We start from the raw sequence: 15,863 nt of genomic DNA on the forward strand, positions 1-15,863 counted from the left end.
ATGAAACCTTTGATCTATACGAAACGAAAAAAATCGAGTATAAAAAAAATACTAAATTTTTACTTAAAATAAAAATAAATGAAAAAAGAACAACTTACAAAAAAAGTATTAATTAAATCTCATCTATACAAAACATTTTTTTTTGTTTATTTTAATGTCGTATTGTTTATGAACTATTCAAGTTTTGCACAAAATAAATCAAATCCTGAAATTTATTATACACCAAACGGAATATTTGACAAAGTTTTTGATAAAGAAGGTAATGTTTTTAAATTATCTGAAATTGAAGTAGCAAAACCTGATATTTTAAAAAATGGAAAAACAACATTAAATAATTTGCAGTTCACATCAGGTATATTTGAGCTCTATTTTGAAAGTGGAAGTGGTATGGAAATAGTAGGTAATCCAGATCATGACCAAAGAAGGTCTATAATACTCCAAGCGTTTCAAGATATTTCTAATTTTATAAATACTCCTTTAAAAAATACAGGAAACATTAATAAAGTAAAGTTTTGGATACGAAGCCCTATAACATTAGGTTTGCCCGTAAATGCAGGCGGTGCTGCAAGTTCCTTTTATAGTTTTCCTACGATTTCATCACCAATTAGTTATGTTCAAGGTGATATCGGTGGAATTTTAGATAATGAAATATGGAAGACAATACTGACCGGAGTTGATTCCTATTCAAATACAGTTTTCCCTGTTTTTAATTCAAATGCTACAGGTGAGTTTTATCATGGATGGGCTTGTTTCAATTTTGGAGGAACAGTAAATTGGAATTTAGATTACAACAAATATAACGTTGCTACAGGATATCCTTTAAATTGTTTAGATTTCTATTCAATAATCATTCATGAAGTTACCCATGCTCTAGGATTCAACAGTTTAATGAATTATAGTGGTAACAGCTCATTTTTATTTTATTCAGGTAAATATTTCTCAAGATATGATAAAAATTTAAAAACTAGTTCAAATCTATCATTAATCACTAATTCTCCTGTAACCGATGGTCAAATGTATGATTTCAATTTTAATCCATTTGTTCTTACTAATGTTTTATACCCTAATTGTGGCTTAACGCCTCCGGTATTCAATGGAAATAGTGGCGCATTTGATTGTTCGACATCCATAAAATATGTTGGCAGTGTTACAGTCCCTGTTTATAATTCTCCTTGTTTTGAAAATGGAAGTAGTCTAAGCCATTTTGAAGATGCTTGTTACAATGGCAATATTAACGACGGATATTTTATGATGAGCGAAAGAGCTTCAGGTCTTTTTGCAAAAAGAACTTTAACAAGCGAAGAAAGACAAGTATTATGTGATATTGGATACAGCGTTGAAGGAACTTTTGGGAATACAAGTAATTTCACTTATAAAAATTATGGTGTAACTACATGTCCAGGAAATACTATTGGAGGAGTAAATGATGGATTTTTAAATGGAACATATGCTTATCAGGGCAATTCAGGCTCGAATATTATTATTGGAGGAATTTTAAATAATGATTATTCTGGTGGTTTGGTTTCAAATCTTAGATTTGAGCTTGTAAAAGATATATATGATCCAGATGCAATAATTTCAGGAATTGATTTAACTTCTTTTTCTTTTAAATCCTTTGTTCCAGGTATTCACTTATTACGATATGTGCCATTTGACAATGTTACTGGGCAACGTGGAAACATTACCTATATTTATGTAAATGTTTTTAATAATTGTACGATTGATACTCCATGTAGTTTGGTAAAGAATGGTGCTTTTGAAGAACACAATTATGCACCCAGTAATTTGAGTCAAATATATAAATCGTGTGGTTGGCAAAATGCAAGTTATTCAGCATCTATTGATTATTTTAATTCAAATACTACAAATACTTTTTTAGATATTCCATCAAATTTTTTTGGCAATCAATCTGATAGGATTAATGGAAATCATGCCTATTCTGGAATGTATATATCTCCAAATAGATACGAATTTTTAGAAAATGTTTACAGTGAATCTATAAAAACAGAGTTAAAGAATTCATTGGTACCAAACACACAATACCAATTAACTTTCGATGTTTCATTGGCTGATAATTTTTTATCAAATGCTATAAAATTTCAAGCTTTTATTACAGATACAGATTTAGAATTAACAACAGGAGGAATTATTCCAATTTCAAATATAACTTCTGATAAAGTTTTTTTAACAAATCCAAATTATTCAGGTTTATCATCAGCGGTTACTTGGGAAACAATTACTTTTACTTTCACAACTGGTAGTAACCCTAATTTAAAGTATCTCTATATAGGTGGATTAAATAATGTACAATTTCAAGATATTTTTGGTTCTGAAGCATATTATTATTTAGACAATGTTTCTCTAACTCCTGTTTTGCCAAACGGTTTTTTAGATGCTGTTGATGATGATTTTACTGGTTTTCCCATAAATTCAAGCACTGGTGGTGTTACTACAAGTGTTTATGTAAATGATTTATATAATGCCTCTCCTTCAAATTCTGTAAATATTTCTAATGTTAATTTTTCATTAGTTAGTCCTATATCAATTCCTGATGCTACAATCAATGATTTAGGTTTAATTTCAATTCCAGCAAATACTCCAAACGGTAATTATGTTTTAACATATAACATACAATCCAAAGAATCATGCATTACATCTGATAATGCAACGGTAAGCATCTCTGTTTTGCAAGGACTTGGATTGTCAGAATTAAATTACGATGATAAAAATCTTATGATTTATCCAAATCCTACTAATTCAATAGTCAATATTACAAATTCAAACTCAAATATAATATCTATAGAAATTTATGATTTACAAGGAAGAGTTTTGAAAACTGAAAAAGTAAATAAATCAGTTATTCAATTTGAAGTGTCAAATTATGAAATAGGTACTTATTTATTTAAAATAACAACCAACAACGGAACCATATTTAGAAACTTTATTAAAAACTAATAAAGTTCAATGTTTTTTAAATTTTAAAAAAATAATTGTATTTCAAAAAAAAGTAGATTTAAGTCAAATAAAATAAACATTGTCGAAATATAGCTTTATATAACAGCAGTAACTATTACACAATCCCAATAAAAGCTATTATTTAAAAAAAATCCCAAAAACTATTCTTGTAATTCGTGTAATACATTATTATTTCTTTGAATCTGAACTTACACTTTAAAAGTTTATGATTTTCACCATTCAACCGGAAGAAGTGGTTCTAATTTAATTAGATTTATTTTCAAAGGTAAAAAAGAGAGAATAAGAGTTAGTTATGAAGATATCAAACCTTACTTAGATAAAAATCCAGATGATTTTCAAGTTAGTATTGAAGTTAAAAAAGGAATTTGGAATTATTACATATTAGAAACTTGGGATGTTAAAGAACTATCAAATTCTAATTCACCTTAACGTTTTTTGTGGTATCTTTACCTTTATATATTCCTTAATTATATGTCACAATTTATAAAAATATACGACGATAAGCCCAACGAATCAGCTATCAAAAAAGTAGTTGATGTTTTAAAAAATGGTGGTTTAATAATTTATCCAACCGATACTGTTTACGGATTAGGTTGCGATATTACCAATTTAAAAGCTTTAGAAAAAGTTGCAAAGATTAAAGGAATCAAACTTGAAAAAGCCAATCTGTCTTTCATTTGTTACGATTTAAGTCATATTTCTGACTATGTTAAACAAATTGACACTTCAACTTTTAAATTACTTAAACGCGCTCTTCCAGGACCTTATACTTTTATTTTGCCAGGAAATAATGATTTACCAAAAGTATTCAAGAATAAAAAAACGGTTGGAATTCGTGTTCCAGATAATAATATCATCAGAGCTATTGTAAAAGAATTAGGAAATCCTATTATTTCAACTTCTATATACGACGAAGATGAAGTATTAGAATATTCTACAGATCCTGAATTGATTTTTGAAAAATGGCAAAATATTGTTGATATTGTAATTGATGGAGGTTATGGTTATAATATTCCATCAACTATAATCGATTTATCAGGATATGAGCCAGAAGTAATTCGTGAAGGAAAAGGAAGTTTAGATATTTTGTAAGTATGAAATTGGTCAAATTTTTTTTTCTAGTTGTTCTATTTTCGTCTATTTCTTTTGCCCAAGTTGTAAAAGGTAAAATTGTTGATGAAAAAAATCAACCTTTGCCGGGTGCAAATATTTATTTTGATGGTACTTCAATTGCAATATGGAGGTAAAATCAATAGTATTTTAGCCGTTAGTTTTATCGGATATCAAACACAATATATCAAAGATTATGATAATGGTAAAGAACTTAATATAGTTCTAAAAGAAGCCGTTAACATTCTGAATGAAGTTGTTTTAAAAAAAGATCGCTTTTCAAGAAAGCAAAAACTACAATTATTCCGCGAACAATTTTTAGGGCAAACAGCAGTTGGTAGAAAAGCCAAAATTGAAAATGAAGACGATTTATATTTTGATTATGATGAAACTACTAACACTTTCAAAGCTTATTCAGACAAACCTTTAATAATCAATAATGCACTTTTAGGCTACAAAATAAACTACGAATTGGTTGATTTTGAAGTTAAGTTTTTGTCTACAAGTATCAGTTCTTCAGAAGTATATAGAAGTTTTTATTTAGGATTATCTCGATACGAAGAAGTCGAATCAAATCCTAAAATACTAAAGCAACGCCAAAAATGTTATGAAGGATCCCAAATGCATTTTTTTAGAAATTTAGTAAACAATATTTGGGACAAAGACAATTTTCTTCTGTTTGTAGGTAAGTTTCAAGACAATCCAAATGATTATTTTAAGATAACTGGGGATTCTGACTCTAAACAAGTTATTGTTAGTAAGCAAGATAAATCATTAGTAGGGAAGAAGTTTGTTGCTGAATTCAATTTGTTATACAAGAAGAAACAACAATCAAGAATAATCTTTGAAACCGATACTTTTTTTGTAGATCAATTTGGTAATAATTCCAATGTAGAGAGCATCATTTTTTCCGGATATATAGCACAGTTGAAAGTTGCAGATATGGTTCCGTTGAATTATGGTATAAAATAAAAACGCCTCGATTTCTCAAGGCGTTTTATTATATTCAAATTTCGTACTTCGTATTTTTAACCTCGTACTTCAATTTATTGTTTCTTCATTTCCTTTTCAATCATTTCGTAGAATTCGTCAATTTTTGGTAAAACAACGATTCTAGTTCTTCTGTTGGTAGCTCTGTTTTCAGCAGTTTTGTTATCCACTAATGGTACGTATTCTCCACGTCCAGCAGCTATTAATTGAGAAGGTTTTACACCTAAATCTTTAGTTAAAACTCTAACAATTGCAGTTGAACGTTTTACACTTAAATCCCAGTTGTCTAACAAAACAGCATTACCTGTAAATGGAACACTATCTGTATGACCTTCTACCATGCATTCAAATGTAGGTTTATCGTTAACTACTTTTGCAACTTTTGCTAAAACTTCTTTAGCTCTGTCACTTACTACATAACTTCCGCTTTTGAAAAGTAATTTATCAGCAATAGAAATAAAAACTACTCCTTTTTCTACATTAACTTCAATATCTGGATCTGAAATTCCAACCGAACTTTTTAAACTAGTTACCAATGCTAGCGTAACACTATCTTTTTTAGTTAAAGCATCTTGCATTCTAGAAATTTTCAAATCTTTTTCTTTAATAGACTCTAATGCTTTTTCAATATTAGCAGCTCCTTGTTGAGTTAATGTTGTCATATTCCCAACATTATTAATCAACTCGGAATTGTTTTTCTTTAAATATTCGTTTTGCTTTTCAAGTGCTTCTCTTTCTGTTAAGCACATATTTAATTTTACTGTTGTAGAATTTAATAAATCCTGACACTCTTTATTTTTTTGCTCTAATTCAGCTAGTTTCTTTTTGGTTCCACACGATGTTAATGTCAATGCAGCCAATGAAAACATAAAAATTACTTTTCTCATAATGAATTTGATTTTTGATATTGCAAAATTACAATTTCTTGATTGTTTAAACGAACATTTACTATAAAGTATTGTTAATTATCTCTCAAAAACCTTGCCTCCTTTAACAAAATAAGAGTAAACTATGCTTTTTGTATGAAAGTAATTTTCCTTTTGAATAGTATTTCTTTTCTTTAAGTTTTTGGAAATCAAATGATAAAAATGAAAGTGTGCCTTTATAATTGCAAAACAATGTTTAAATTTTCCTTGAAAAATAAATTTTATTCCAGCGATTCCATCTAAGACTAATCGAAGGAAGATTATTGAAAACAATTTGTTTTTCGGTAAATTTTTCAAAAGCATTAACAAAGAATTTCTAAAGTTTAAAAATGTTTTCTTCGGATTTCCTTCATTCAAAGTTGCACCTCCAACATGATAAACAATAGATTTTGAAGTATATTTTGCTTTATATCCAAGATTGAATGCTCTCCAACATAAATCAATTTCCTCTTGATGTGCAAAAAAATCGCCATCAAAACCGTTTAATTTTCTATAAATATCTTTTCGAATAAAAAAACAAGCGCCACTTGCCCAAAAGATATCTTTTTCATCATCATATTGATGGTTGTCTTTTTCAATAGTTTCAAAAACTCTTCCTCGACAAAAAGGATATCCATATTTGTCAATAAATCCGCCTGCTGCACCAGCATACTCAAAATATTCTTTATTTTTAAAATCAAGAATTTTTGGCTGAATTATAGCTACATCACTTTCAGATTCAAATAAAGATAAGATAGGAGTAAGCCAGTTTTCTGTAACTTCAACATCTGAATTTAAAAGACAATAATATTCTTCTTCAACTTGTTGTAAAGCAATGTTATATCCATTTGCAAACCCATAATTTCCATCGTTTTGAATGATTTTTATGGTTGGATAATTGTCTTTTATAAATTGAATTGAATTATCAGAAGAAGCATTATCAGCAACATATATAGTAGCTTCATTAGAAAATGAAAAGACAGATGGCAAAAATTGTTCTAACAATTTCACACCATTCCAATTCAATACAACGACAGCTATTTTTTTCAAAATTTATTTATTTGTAGTTTCAAATTCAGGAAGTTCTTTTAGAAAAACGTATTTTTCATTTTCAAAATCCATTTGGCAAAAATAATGATTTAAGCCATTAGTTACCATAAGATATTTGGCTTTTAAAACTAAATTATATCTTGCAATTTGATCAAAGGTTTGTTGTGATATTTTTACCTCAGGAGCCTTGCATTCTATTAATAAAAATAATTCTCCATTTGGTTGATATACAACTACATCATATCTTTTATTTAAATCATTAATTTTGATTAGTTTTTCAACGTTAATATATGATTTAGGATAGTTTTTCTCTTGTAATAAAAACTGAACTACATGCTGACGAACCCATTCTTCTGGATTGAGAATGATAAATTTTTTCCTAATTTCATCGAAGATAGCTACTTTATTTTCACTATTTTTGAACCGAAACGTAAATGTTGGAAAATTGAGTTTTTGCATGAAGCAAAAATAGTTAATTTATACAAACTGCCAACTGCTACTGAACACTGAATACTTATAATAATGGATGAAGTTGTAAAAATTATCAATGATATTAAAGCAGGAAATATAAAACCTATTTATTTTTTAATGGGTGATGAGCCTTATTATATTGATAAATTAACAGAGTATATTGAACAAAATGTTTTGCAAGAACACGAACGCGATTTCAATCAAACCATTTTATATGGTAGAGATGTTACCATTGAAGATGTTGTTGGAAATGCAAAACGTTTTCCAATGATGGCAGATAGACAAGTAGTTGTAGTTCGTGAAGCTCAAGAATTATCAAGAACCATTGATAAAATTGAAAGTTATGTTGAAAATCCACAACCTACAACAGTTTTAGTTTTTGCTTACAAATACAAAACACTTGATAAACGAAAAAAAGTTACCAAACTTTTAGACAAACATGGAGTAGTTTTTGAAAGTAAAAAAATGTATGACAATCAAGTTGGTACATGGATTTCAAGGGTTTTGCAAGGTAAAGGTTACTCAATAGAACCCAAAGCAAACGCAATGTTGGTTGAGTTTCTAGGAAATGATTTAAGTCGAATTAGTAATGAATTGAATAAATTGCAAATCATTTTACCAAAAGGACATACAATTAATCCAAAAGATATTGAAGAAAATATTGGTTTCAGTAAAGATTTCAATGTCTTTGAATTGCAAAATGCTCTTGGCTCACGAAATCAACTAAAAGCCTATCAAATTGCTCAATATTTTGCTGATAATCCAAAGGATAATCCGATGGTTGTTACAACTAGTTTGGTTTTTAGTTTCTTTATCAAGCTGTTGAAGTATCATGGATTGAAAGATAAGAATCCTAAAAATGTTGCCGCTGTTCTTGGTGTTAGTCCATTTTTCTTGAAAGATTATGACGTTGCTTTAAAAAACTATCCAATGAAAAAGGTGAGTTCAATTGTAGCAACACTGCGAGATATTGATGTAAAAAGTAAAGGTGTTGGTGCTAATTCGTTACCAAATCACGATTTATTAAAGGAAATGCTGGTTAAGATTTTTAATTAGCATTAAGTTTTATGAACCCATTAAATATTCAAAGATTACTTTTTCTATTTTTATTTTTTGTTACAATAGTCTCAAACATTAGCTTTTTGTTGATTTACGAAGTATTATTTTATCTATCATTTGAATACTTAAATTCAAATTCAAATTATTTAAAAATTGAATCACATAAGTTTTACAATTGGTTGTTTTTATCCTTTTTAGGTTTTATTATTTTTGTAAGAATAGATATTTTCAATTTTTCTAAAACCATTGATTATCATTTAAATAGTTTAGAACACTTGTTTTTTGCTTTTGTGATTTGCCTAACATTATATGTTTATATGCAGATTTTCAATTTGATTTCAAGTAAATTTTATCTGAATTTATTAGTAGTGTTTGTTGCATTTAATGGAATAGGATTTTTGAATGAGTATTTTCAGAATTTTTATCAACAAAAACCTATTTTTTATTTAGAAGAAACTAACATAAAAGATATAATTATTAATGTTATTGGTTCGTCATTAGTTGTAATTCTATCATTGTTTTATAAATTTAAAAATTAGTTTAAAATTTCATCAATATTCACGATATTTGTCCTCCTCAAAAAAAATTAAATTGCAAATTATGGGAATGAATAAAAATACTGTTTTTGGTTGGGCTACTTTAATAATGATTGTAATGGGATTAATTCTAATTGGATTAGGAGCATTCCGATATGATGAAACAGCTGGTTGGGGTTTTGGAGCAACTGGCGTAGGTTTTTTAGCAAATGCATGGGTTTTTAATGCATTAAAAGGAAGAGTTTAGTTTTAAATTAATATAACAAAATAAAAATGTCAGACGATAAGAAAGTGATTTTCTCAATGCAAAAATTGAGCAAGTCGTATCAAGGAAGTGATAAACAAGTATTGAAAAACATCTATTTAAGTTTCTTTTATGGAGCTAAAATTGGTATTCTTGGACTTAATGGTTCTGGAAAATCATCTTTATTAAAAATCATTGCTGGAGTTGATAAAAACTATCAAGGTGATGTTGTTTTTCAGCCTGGTTACACTGTAGGTTATTTAGAGCAAGAACCACAATTAGATGATACTAAAACAGTTATTGAAATAGTAAAAGAAGGTGTTGCTGAAACTGTTGCTGTTCTTGAAGAGTTCAACAAAATTAATGATATGTTTGGTTTGCCAGAAGTTTATGAAGATGCAGATAAAATGCAAAAACTGATGGACAGACAAGCCGATTTACAAGATAAAATTGATGCTTCTGGTGCTTGGGAATTAGATACCAAACTAGAAATTGCAATGGATGCTTTACGTACTCCAGAAGGTGATACACCAATCAAACATTTATCTGGTGGAGAGCGTCGTCGTGTTGCTTTGTGTCGTTTATTATTGCAACAACCTGACGTTTTATTACTAGATGAGCCAACGAATCACTTGGATGCAGAATCGGTACTTTGGTTGGAACAACATTTAGCTCAATATGCTGGAACTGTAATTGCAGTAACGCACGATAGATATTTCTTAGACAACGTTGCTGGTTGGATTTTAGAACTTGATAGAGGTGAAGGTATTCCATGGAAAGGAAACTATTCTTCTTGGTTAGATCAAAAATCTAAACGAATGGAGCAAGAAGAAAAAACAGCTTCAAAACGTAGGAAAACTTTAGAACGTGAGTTGGATTGGGTTCGTCAAGGAGCTAAAGGAAGACAAACCAAACAAAAAGCACGTCTTCAGAACTATGATAAATTATTAAACGAAGACCAAAAAGAATTAGATGAAAAATTAGAAATCTACATTCCAAATGGACCACGTTTAGGAACAAATGTTATTGAAGCTAAAGGCGTTTCAAAGGCATTTGGAGATAAATTATTGTATGATGATTTGAATTTTACATTGCCACAAGCAGGAATTGTTGGAATCATTGGACCAAATGGTGCAGGAAAATCAACTATTTTCAGAATGATTATGGGTGAAGAAACTCCAGATGGCGGTACATTTGAAACTGGAGAAACTGTTAAAATAGCTTACGTTGATCAAGCTCATTCTAATATTGATCCGAATAAATCTATTTGGGAAAATTTCTGTGATGGTCAAGAACTTATTATGATGGGTGGACGACAAGTTAATTCAAGAGCTTATTTATCTCGTTTTAATTTCGGTGGAAGCGAACAAAACAAAAAAGTATCAGCGCTTTCTGGTGGTGAAAGAAACCGTTTGCATCTTGCTATGACTTTAAAAGAAGAAGGAAATGTACTTTTACTAGATGAGCCAACCAACGATTTAGATATTAATACGCTACGAGCTTTAGAAGAAGGTTTAGAAAATTTTGCTGGTTGTGCTGTAGTTATCTCTCACGATAGATGGTTTTTAGATAGAATTTGTACTCATATTCTTGCTTTTGAAGGAGATTCTCAAGTGTATTACTTTGAAGGAGGTTTCTCGGAATACGAAGAAAATAAGAAAAAACGTTTAGGAGGAGACTTAACACCTAAGCGATTGAAATATAAAAAGTTAATTAGAAATTAAATGTTTTTATAAAAAAATCCCAAATTTGTTTGGGATTTTTTTGTAATTTTAGCTTATAAAGATTCTTTTTCGAAAAATGCCATATCTATAATAATTGAAAATTAATAAAAAAATATTCCTGTTAATTGCTTTAACTTTCTTACAGTTGGCGATTTCTCAAGTGCAATCAAAAAAACAGATTGAGAAAACGCTTATTGATGCAGGAGATGCTTTTTTTAATTTAGATGTAGATAAATCACTTAAATTATCTAAATCAGCTTTAGATAATGCCTACAAAATTAAAGATGATGCTTTAATGGCAAAAGCCTATAATGTAATTGGACTAAATTTTGAAGAATTTTATAATCCAGACAAAGGATTTGATTATTACCAAAAAGCACTTAGGCACGCCGAATTAGCCCAAAATGATTCGATTAGAGATTGGGTAAATAACAATATTGGAAGTTATTACTCTTACAGGAAAAATGATTTCAAAAAAAGTATTGAATACTATAAGAAAGCTCTGTTTTTTTCCGAAAAAATAAAAGATTCTATAGAAATCATGTATACTAAACTCAATATTGCGTCTGCTTATTTTGCAATTAATGATTTCAAAAATGGGATTGTCTATCTAGAAAGTACAAAGGATTATGTCTTAAAAAGTAAAGAGTTAGAAGCAAAAATTTCTTTGTACTCAATGTTTGGTTCATATTATAGTTTTTATAATGACAATGTAAAAGCCGAACAGAATTTTAATGAAGCTGTAAATTTGAGTAAAAAAAATACTTCAAAACTTGTTGATTCCAATGTTTGTGATGTTTACAATGACTTTTCTAAACATTACAATAAGAACAAGAATTATGAAAAAGCTTTTTATTATTTAAATCTTCATCAAGAACTTAAAGAAAAAGTTTATAATGATGAACGAATAAAAAAAGTAAAATTAGCCGGAAGTGAAATTGAATTAGCGGAATATCAAAGACAGATTGATAAAATTGAAATCGAAAAATCAGAGCAATCTAAAGATTTGAAAGAATCGAAATTAATTGTTTTACTTTTTGTAATTATACTTTTCATTTTGTTGTTATTGCTTTATTCATTGTATAAAAATAACGTCTTTAGGGAACAGTCTAATCGTGAGTTAAAAATTGCAAATGAGGAATTAAAAATTGCTAAAGAAAAAGCAGAGGTTGCATCTCAATTAAAAACTCAATTCGTATCTACAATTAGTCATGAATTAAGAACGCCACTTTATGGAGTTGTCGGAATTACTAACATTATTCTTGATGAACACAAAGAGCTTGCAAATAGTCCGCATTTAAATTCTTTAAAATTTTCAGCAAGATATCTTCTGTCATTGGTGAACGATTTACTTCAAATCAATAAAATAGAAGAAAATAAAATCACGTTGGAAAATATGATTTTTAATGTTTCTGACGAAATTAAAACTATTGTTGATTCCTTAGAATTCATTGCAGTAAAAAACAACAATAAATTAATTGCCGATATTGATGCCAATATTCCTGAATTCTTAATTGGTGATAAACTGCGCTTGTCACAAGTATTCATGAATTTAGTAAGTAATGCTTTGAAATTTACCAAAGATGGTAAAGTTATAGTAACAGCAAAACAAGAAAGAATAGAAGGAACTAAACATTTTATATATTTCAGTGTTGAAGATAACGGTGTAGGTATTGCCAAAGAAGATCAAGAGAAAATTTTCGAAAAATTTGTACAAATTGAACGTAAAGAAGGAGATTATCAAGGAACTGGTTTAGGTTTATCTATTGTACAAAAATTAACCGAATTGTTTGGAAGTAAAATTCATCTTGAAAGTGAAGAAGGAGTTGGAACAACTTTCTTGTTTACCATTGGATTTGAAGCTGATGAAACTAAAAAGAACGAAATTATAAATAACATTGTTGTCGATTTGTCATCCAATCATTTTTATAAAATTCTTGTGGTGGAAGACAATAAAATCAATCAAATAGTTACTAAGAAAATTTTAGAAAGTAATAATTTCAAATGTACCATTCTAGAAGATGGTTATGCAGCAATTGAGTTACTAGATAAGGAAAATTTTGATGTAATTTTAATGGACATCAATATGCCAATCATTAATGGATTTGATACTACAAAGCTCATTAGAAAAAAAGGAATTACGACTCCAGTAATAGCTTTAACGGCATTTGATAAACAAGAAATTACAGAGCAAGCATTGTCATGTGGAATGAATGATATTATCATAAAGCCATTTGAACAAGGTAAGTTATTTCAAGTTATTAATAATCTTGTGACAAAAAAAAACGTTGATTAATACCAACGTTTTTTATTCTTTTTAGAAGCATCTGATTTTCTTGAATTCCCAGATTCTGGTTTCTTTTTATTTCTCAAATCTGGTTTTGCATCCGGATTAGGAACTTCGTCAGTGTAAGGATAAGGATGCTCTTTTTCTACTTTTACATTAATCTTAATTAGCTTTTCAATATCTTTCCAATAAGGTTGCTCGTCTTTTGCACAAAAGGAAATTGCCAAACCAGTATTTCCAGCTCTTCCGGTTCTACCAATTCGGTGAACATAAGTTTCTGAAATATTTGGAATGTCAAAATTGATTACATAAGGCAAACTTTCAATATCAATTCCACGAGCTGCAATATCGGTGGCAACTAATACAGATATTTCTTTGTTTTTGAAAGCATCTAAAACACGTTGTCTTGCGTTTTGCGATTTATCTCCGTGAATTGCTTCAGCAGTTACATTGTTTTTCTTTAGAGCTTTTACCACATTATCTGCACCATGTTTAGTTCTTGTAAAAACCAATACATTTTCGATTTTATCGTTTCTGATGATGTGATATAATAATTTTCTTTTGTCTTCTTTTCCAACAAAATATACTTTTTGATTAACTTTCTCGGCTGTTGACGAAACTGGATCTACCGAAACATATTTTGGTTTGGTCAAAAAAGTATCTGCCAATTCACGAATAGCCATTGGCATCGTTGCAGAAAACAAAAGTGTTTGTCTGTTGTCTGGAGTAAGTTTTACAATTTTCTTTACATCGTTAATAAAACCCATATCCAACATTTGATCGGCTTCATCTAAAACTAGAAAATGCAAGTGATCTAAATCAATAAATCCTTGTTTGTGTAAATCTAAAAGTCTTCCAGGCGTTGCAATTAGAATATCAATTCCTTTTTTTAGTTGATCAACTTGTGGCACTTGGCTAACACCACCAAAAATAACCATTGAACGAATATTGGTATATTTTCCGTAAGTATTGAAACTTTCGTCAATTTGAATAGCTAATTCACGAGTAGGAGTAACCACCAAAGTTCTTATTACTTTTCTCTTGGCAGAAGAACCTACCAAACGATGTAACATGTTTATAATAGGAATAGCAAACGCTGCTGTTTTTCCGGTACCTGTTTGTGCACAACCCACTAAATCGGTTCCTTCAAGAATTACAGGAATAGCTTGTTGTTGAATAGGAGTAGGCGATTCATAACCTTCTTCGGTTAATGCCTGTTGTATGTTTTTTAATAAATTTAATTCGCTGAATGTCATAAGTGTATTCGTCTTGAACTGTTTCAAGTGGTTGCAAAGATAGGTTATATTTATTAAACCCTATTTTTAGTCAATAAATTGGGAAGTTGAGATTTGATTTATTTTGAAGTATTGTCTAAATCTAATTTATAAGGCATTTTAAATATTATAATTACAATTACAATATTCAATAATAAAAAAGGTGTAAAATATGTAAATCCAATTAAGATATTATCACTAGAATGAATCAATGTTCCTATTGACCAAATTGTTAATGCTAGAATACTTGCGAATTTTGCAGATTTTATTTTAGATAGAAAAATAATTGATATTACATTTAGTACACAACATACTTTTAAGAAGAAACGAATAATTGAGGCAGTAATTCCTTGATAGCATGAGCCTCCTTCAGTTTCAAATTTATTTGGAATATTGAAATATGAATATAAGAATACAACAGAAAGAGCTACTAATAAAGAAATTATTACTTTTTTATTCATTTTTTTATTGTATAATATTTTAACTCCTCAATATCTTTTCCATGGTTCTACCTTTAGCCAATTCGTCTATTAGTTTATCTAAATAACGAATTTTTTGCATCAATTTGTTTTCGATTTCTTCTATTCTGTAACCACAAATTACTCCAATTATTTTAGTCATATTCTCATTTAATTGTGGAGCTTCTTCAAAGAAGGTTTCGAATGTAGTCTTGTTATCTAAAATCTGTTGTAATTGCTCTTGATTATATCCAGTAAGCCAACTAATAATGGTATCAACTTCTTCTTTGGTACGACCTTTTTTTTCCGCTTTGTTTACATAATGCGGATAGACGCTTACAAATGAAGTAGTGAATATTCTATGATTTTCCAAGGTTATTAATCTTTAGTTGCATTCCAAGTTCCATCCATTCCAGCACCATTAAATATCCAAGTACCACTACCAGTTGTACTTTGAAAACTTCCTACAAAGTCGGTGGTAATATTGAAGGTTGTATTTTTCATGGTTCCTACTAAATCACCATTTTGATTAACCTGACCAGCCAAATTAAAATCATGATCGGGACTTGATTGATTCGTTATTACTTTTCCGCTAAAATTTCCATTGGGTAAAATTTTTCCTGTCCAAGTGCCAACAAAACCACCATCAATAGTTCCACTCCAATTCCCAACGTTAGGATTAGGATTGTCATCGTCTTTAGAACATGATGTTGAAAAAACTGTAGTTGAAATAATCATTAGAAGTATAAGTGTTTTTTTCATTTTCTTAGATTTTAGTG

The 15,863-nt window shown here is 29.1% G+C and carries 14 protein-coding genes; 7 read left to right on the forward strand and 7 right to left on the reverse strand.

What is annotated here, in order from left to right; genetic code table 11:
• The first annotated feature begins 78 nt into the window (after nucleotides 1-78).
• The 3 genes from ACYU7A_RS03270 to ACYU7A_RS03280 all read left to right on the forward strand — a co-directional run bounded on the left by ACYU7A_RS03270 (nucleotide 79) and on the right by ACYU7A_RS03280 (nucleotide 5,058).
• A complete protein-coding gene (locus tag ACYU7A_RS03270) occupies nucleotides 79-2,955 on the forward strand; it encodes a T9SS type A sorting domain-containing protein (RefSeq protein ID WP_460574176.1) in 2,877 nt (958 codons plus the stop codon).
• Nucleotides 2,956-3,447: 492 nt separating this feature from the next.
• Complete coding sequence (locus tag ACYU7A_RS03275) at nucleotides 3,448-4,068, forward strand: L-threonylcarbamoyladenylate synthase (RefSeq protein WP_460574177.1); 621 nt, start codon at nucleotides 3,448-3,450, stop codon at nucleotides 4,066-4,068.
• Between the two features lie 84 nt (nucleotides 4,069-4,152).
• On the forward strand, nucleotides 4,153-5,058 hold the full coding sequence (locus ACYU7A_RS03280) for a hypothetical protein (protein ID WP_460574178.1): 906 nt from the start codon (nucleotides 4,153-4,155) through the stop codon (nucleotides 5,056-5,058).
• Between the two features lie 74 nt (nucleotides 5,059-5,132).
• Here the strand turns inward: ACYU7A_RS03280 and ACYU7A_RS03285 are convergent, their stop codons facing one another.
• From ACYU7A_RS03285 to ACYU7A_RS03295, 3 genes are all read right to left on the reverse strand, one after another.
• Complete coding sequence (locus ACYU7A_RS03285; RefSeq protein ID WP_396143404.1) at nucleotides 5,133-5,963, reverse strand: flagellar motor protein MotB; 831 nt, start codon at nucleotides 5,961-5,963, stop codon at nucleotides 5,133-5,135.
• A gap of 78 nt (nucleotides 5,964-6,041) precedes the next feature.
• On the reverse strand, nucleotides 6,042-7,031 hold the full coding sequence (locus ACYU7A_RS03290) for a glycosyltransferase family 2 protein (RefSeq protein ID WP_460574179.1): 990 nt from the start codon (nucleotides 7,029-7,031) through the stop codon (nucleotides 6,042-6,044).
• A gap of 3 nt (nucleotides 7,032-7,034) precedes the next feature.
• On the reverse strand, nucleotides 7,035-7,490 hold the full coding sequence (locus ACYU7A_RS03295; RefSeq protein WP_460574180.1) for a type I restriction enzyme HsdR N-terminal domain-containing protein: 456 nt from the start codon (nucleotides 7,488-7,490) through the stop codon (nucleotides 7,035-7,037).
• Nucleotides 7,491-7,553: 63 nt separating this feature from the next.
• Between ACYU7A_RS03295 and holA the strand changes: the two genes are divergently transcribed.
• The 4 genes from holA (at nucleotide 7,554) to ACYU7A_RS03315 (ending at nucleotide 13,361) form a co-directional block, all read left to right on the forward strand.
• Complete coding sequence (gene holA, locus ACYU7A_RS03300; protein WP_460574181.1) at nucleotides 7,554-8,558, forward strand: DNA polymerase III subunit delta; 1,005 nt, start codon at nucleotides 7,554-7,556, stop codon at nucleotides 8,556-8,558.
• Between the two features lie 603 nt (nucleotides 8,559-9,161).
• Complete coding sequence (locus tag ACYU7A_RS03305; RefSeq protein WP_345094344.1) at nucleotides 9,162-9,344, forward strand: CAL67264 family membrane protein; 183 nt, start codon at nucleotides 9,162-9,164, stop codon at nucleotides 9,342-9,344.
• A gap of 26 nt (nucleotides 9,345-9,370) precedes the next feature.
• Nucleotides 9,371-11,065, forward strand: coding sequence for an energy-dependent translational throttle protein EttA (ettA, locus tag ACYU7A_RS03310; protein WP_460574182.1), 1,695 nt, complete (start codon nucleotides 9,371-9,373; stop codon nucleotides 11,063-11,065).
• 94 nt (nucleotides 11,066-11,159) lie between these two features.
• Nucleotides 11,160-13,361, forward strand: coding sequence for an ATP-binding response regulator (locus ACYU7A_RS03315; protein ID WP_460574183.1), 2,202 nt, complete (start codon nucleotides 11,160-11,162; stop codon nucleotides 13,359-13,361).
• On the opposite strand, the gene ACYU7A_RS03320 is transcribed toward ACYU7A_RS03315, so the two are convergent.
• The 4 genes from ACYU7A_RS03320 to ACYU7A_RS03335 form a co-directional block, all read right to left on the reverse strand.
• A complete protein-coding gene (locus ACYU7A_RS03320) occupies nucleotides 13,358-14,608 on the reverse strand; it encodes a DEAD/DEAH box helicase (RefSeq protein ID WP_460574184.1) in 1,251 nt (416 codons plus the stop codon). The two genes, ACYU7A_RS03315 and ACYU7A_RS03320, sit on opposite strands and share 4 nt — an antisense overlap.
• Nucleotides 14,609-14,706: 98 nt before the next feature.
• Nucleotides 14,707-15,087 carry a hypothetical protein gene (locus tag ACYU7A_RS03325; RefSeq protein WP_460574185.1) on the reverse strand — a complete coding sequence of 127 codons (381 nt, stop codon included), beginning with the start codon at nucleotides 15,085-15,087 and terminating at the stop codon, nucleotides 14,707-14,709.
• 19 nt (nucleotides 15,088-15,106) lie between these two features.
• Nucleotides 15,107-15,457 carry a DUF2200 domain-containing protein gene (locus ACYU7A_RS03330; RefSeq protein WP_460574186.1) on the reverse strand — a complete coding sequence of 117 codons (351 nt, stop codon included), beginning with the start codon at nucleotides 15,455-15,457 and terminating at the stop codon, nucleotides 15,107-15,109.
• 5 nt (nucleotides 15,458-15,462) lie between these two features.
• Nucleotides 15,463-15,846 (reverse strand): hypothetical protein, encoded by a 384-nt coding sequence (locus tag ACYU7A_RS03335; RefSeq protein WP_460574187.1) that lies wholly within the window; start codon nucleotides 15,844-15,846, stop codon nucleotides 15,463-15,465.
• Between the last annotated feature and the right edge of the window lie 17 nt (nucleotides 15,847-15,863).

Source organism: Flavobacterium koreense, from assembly GCF_054776075.1.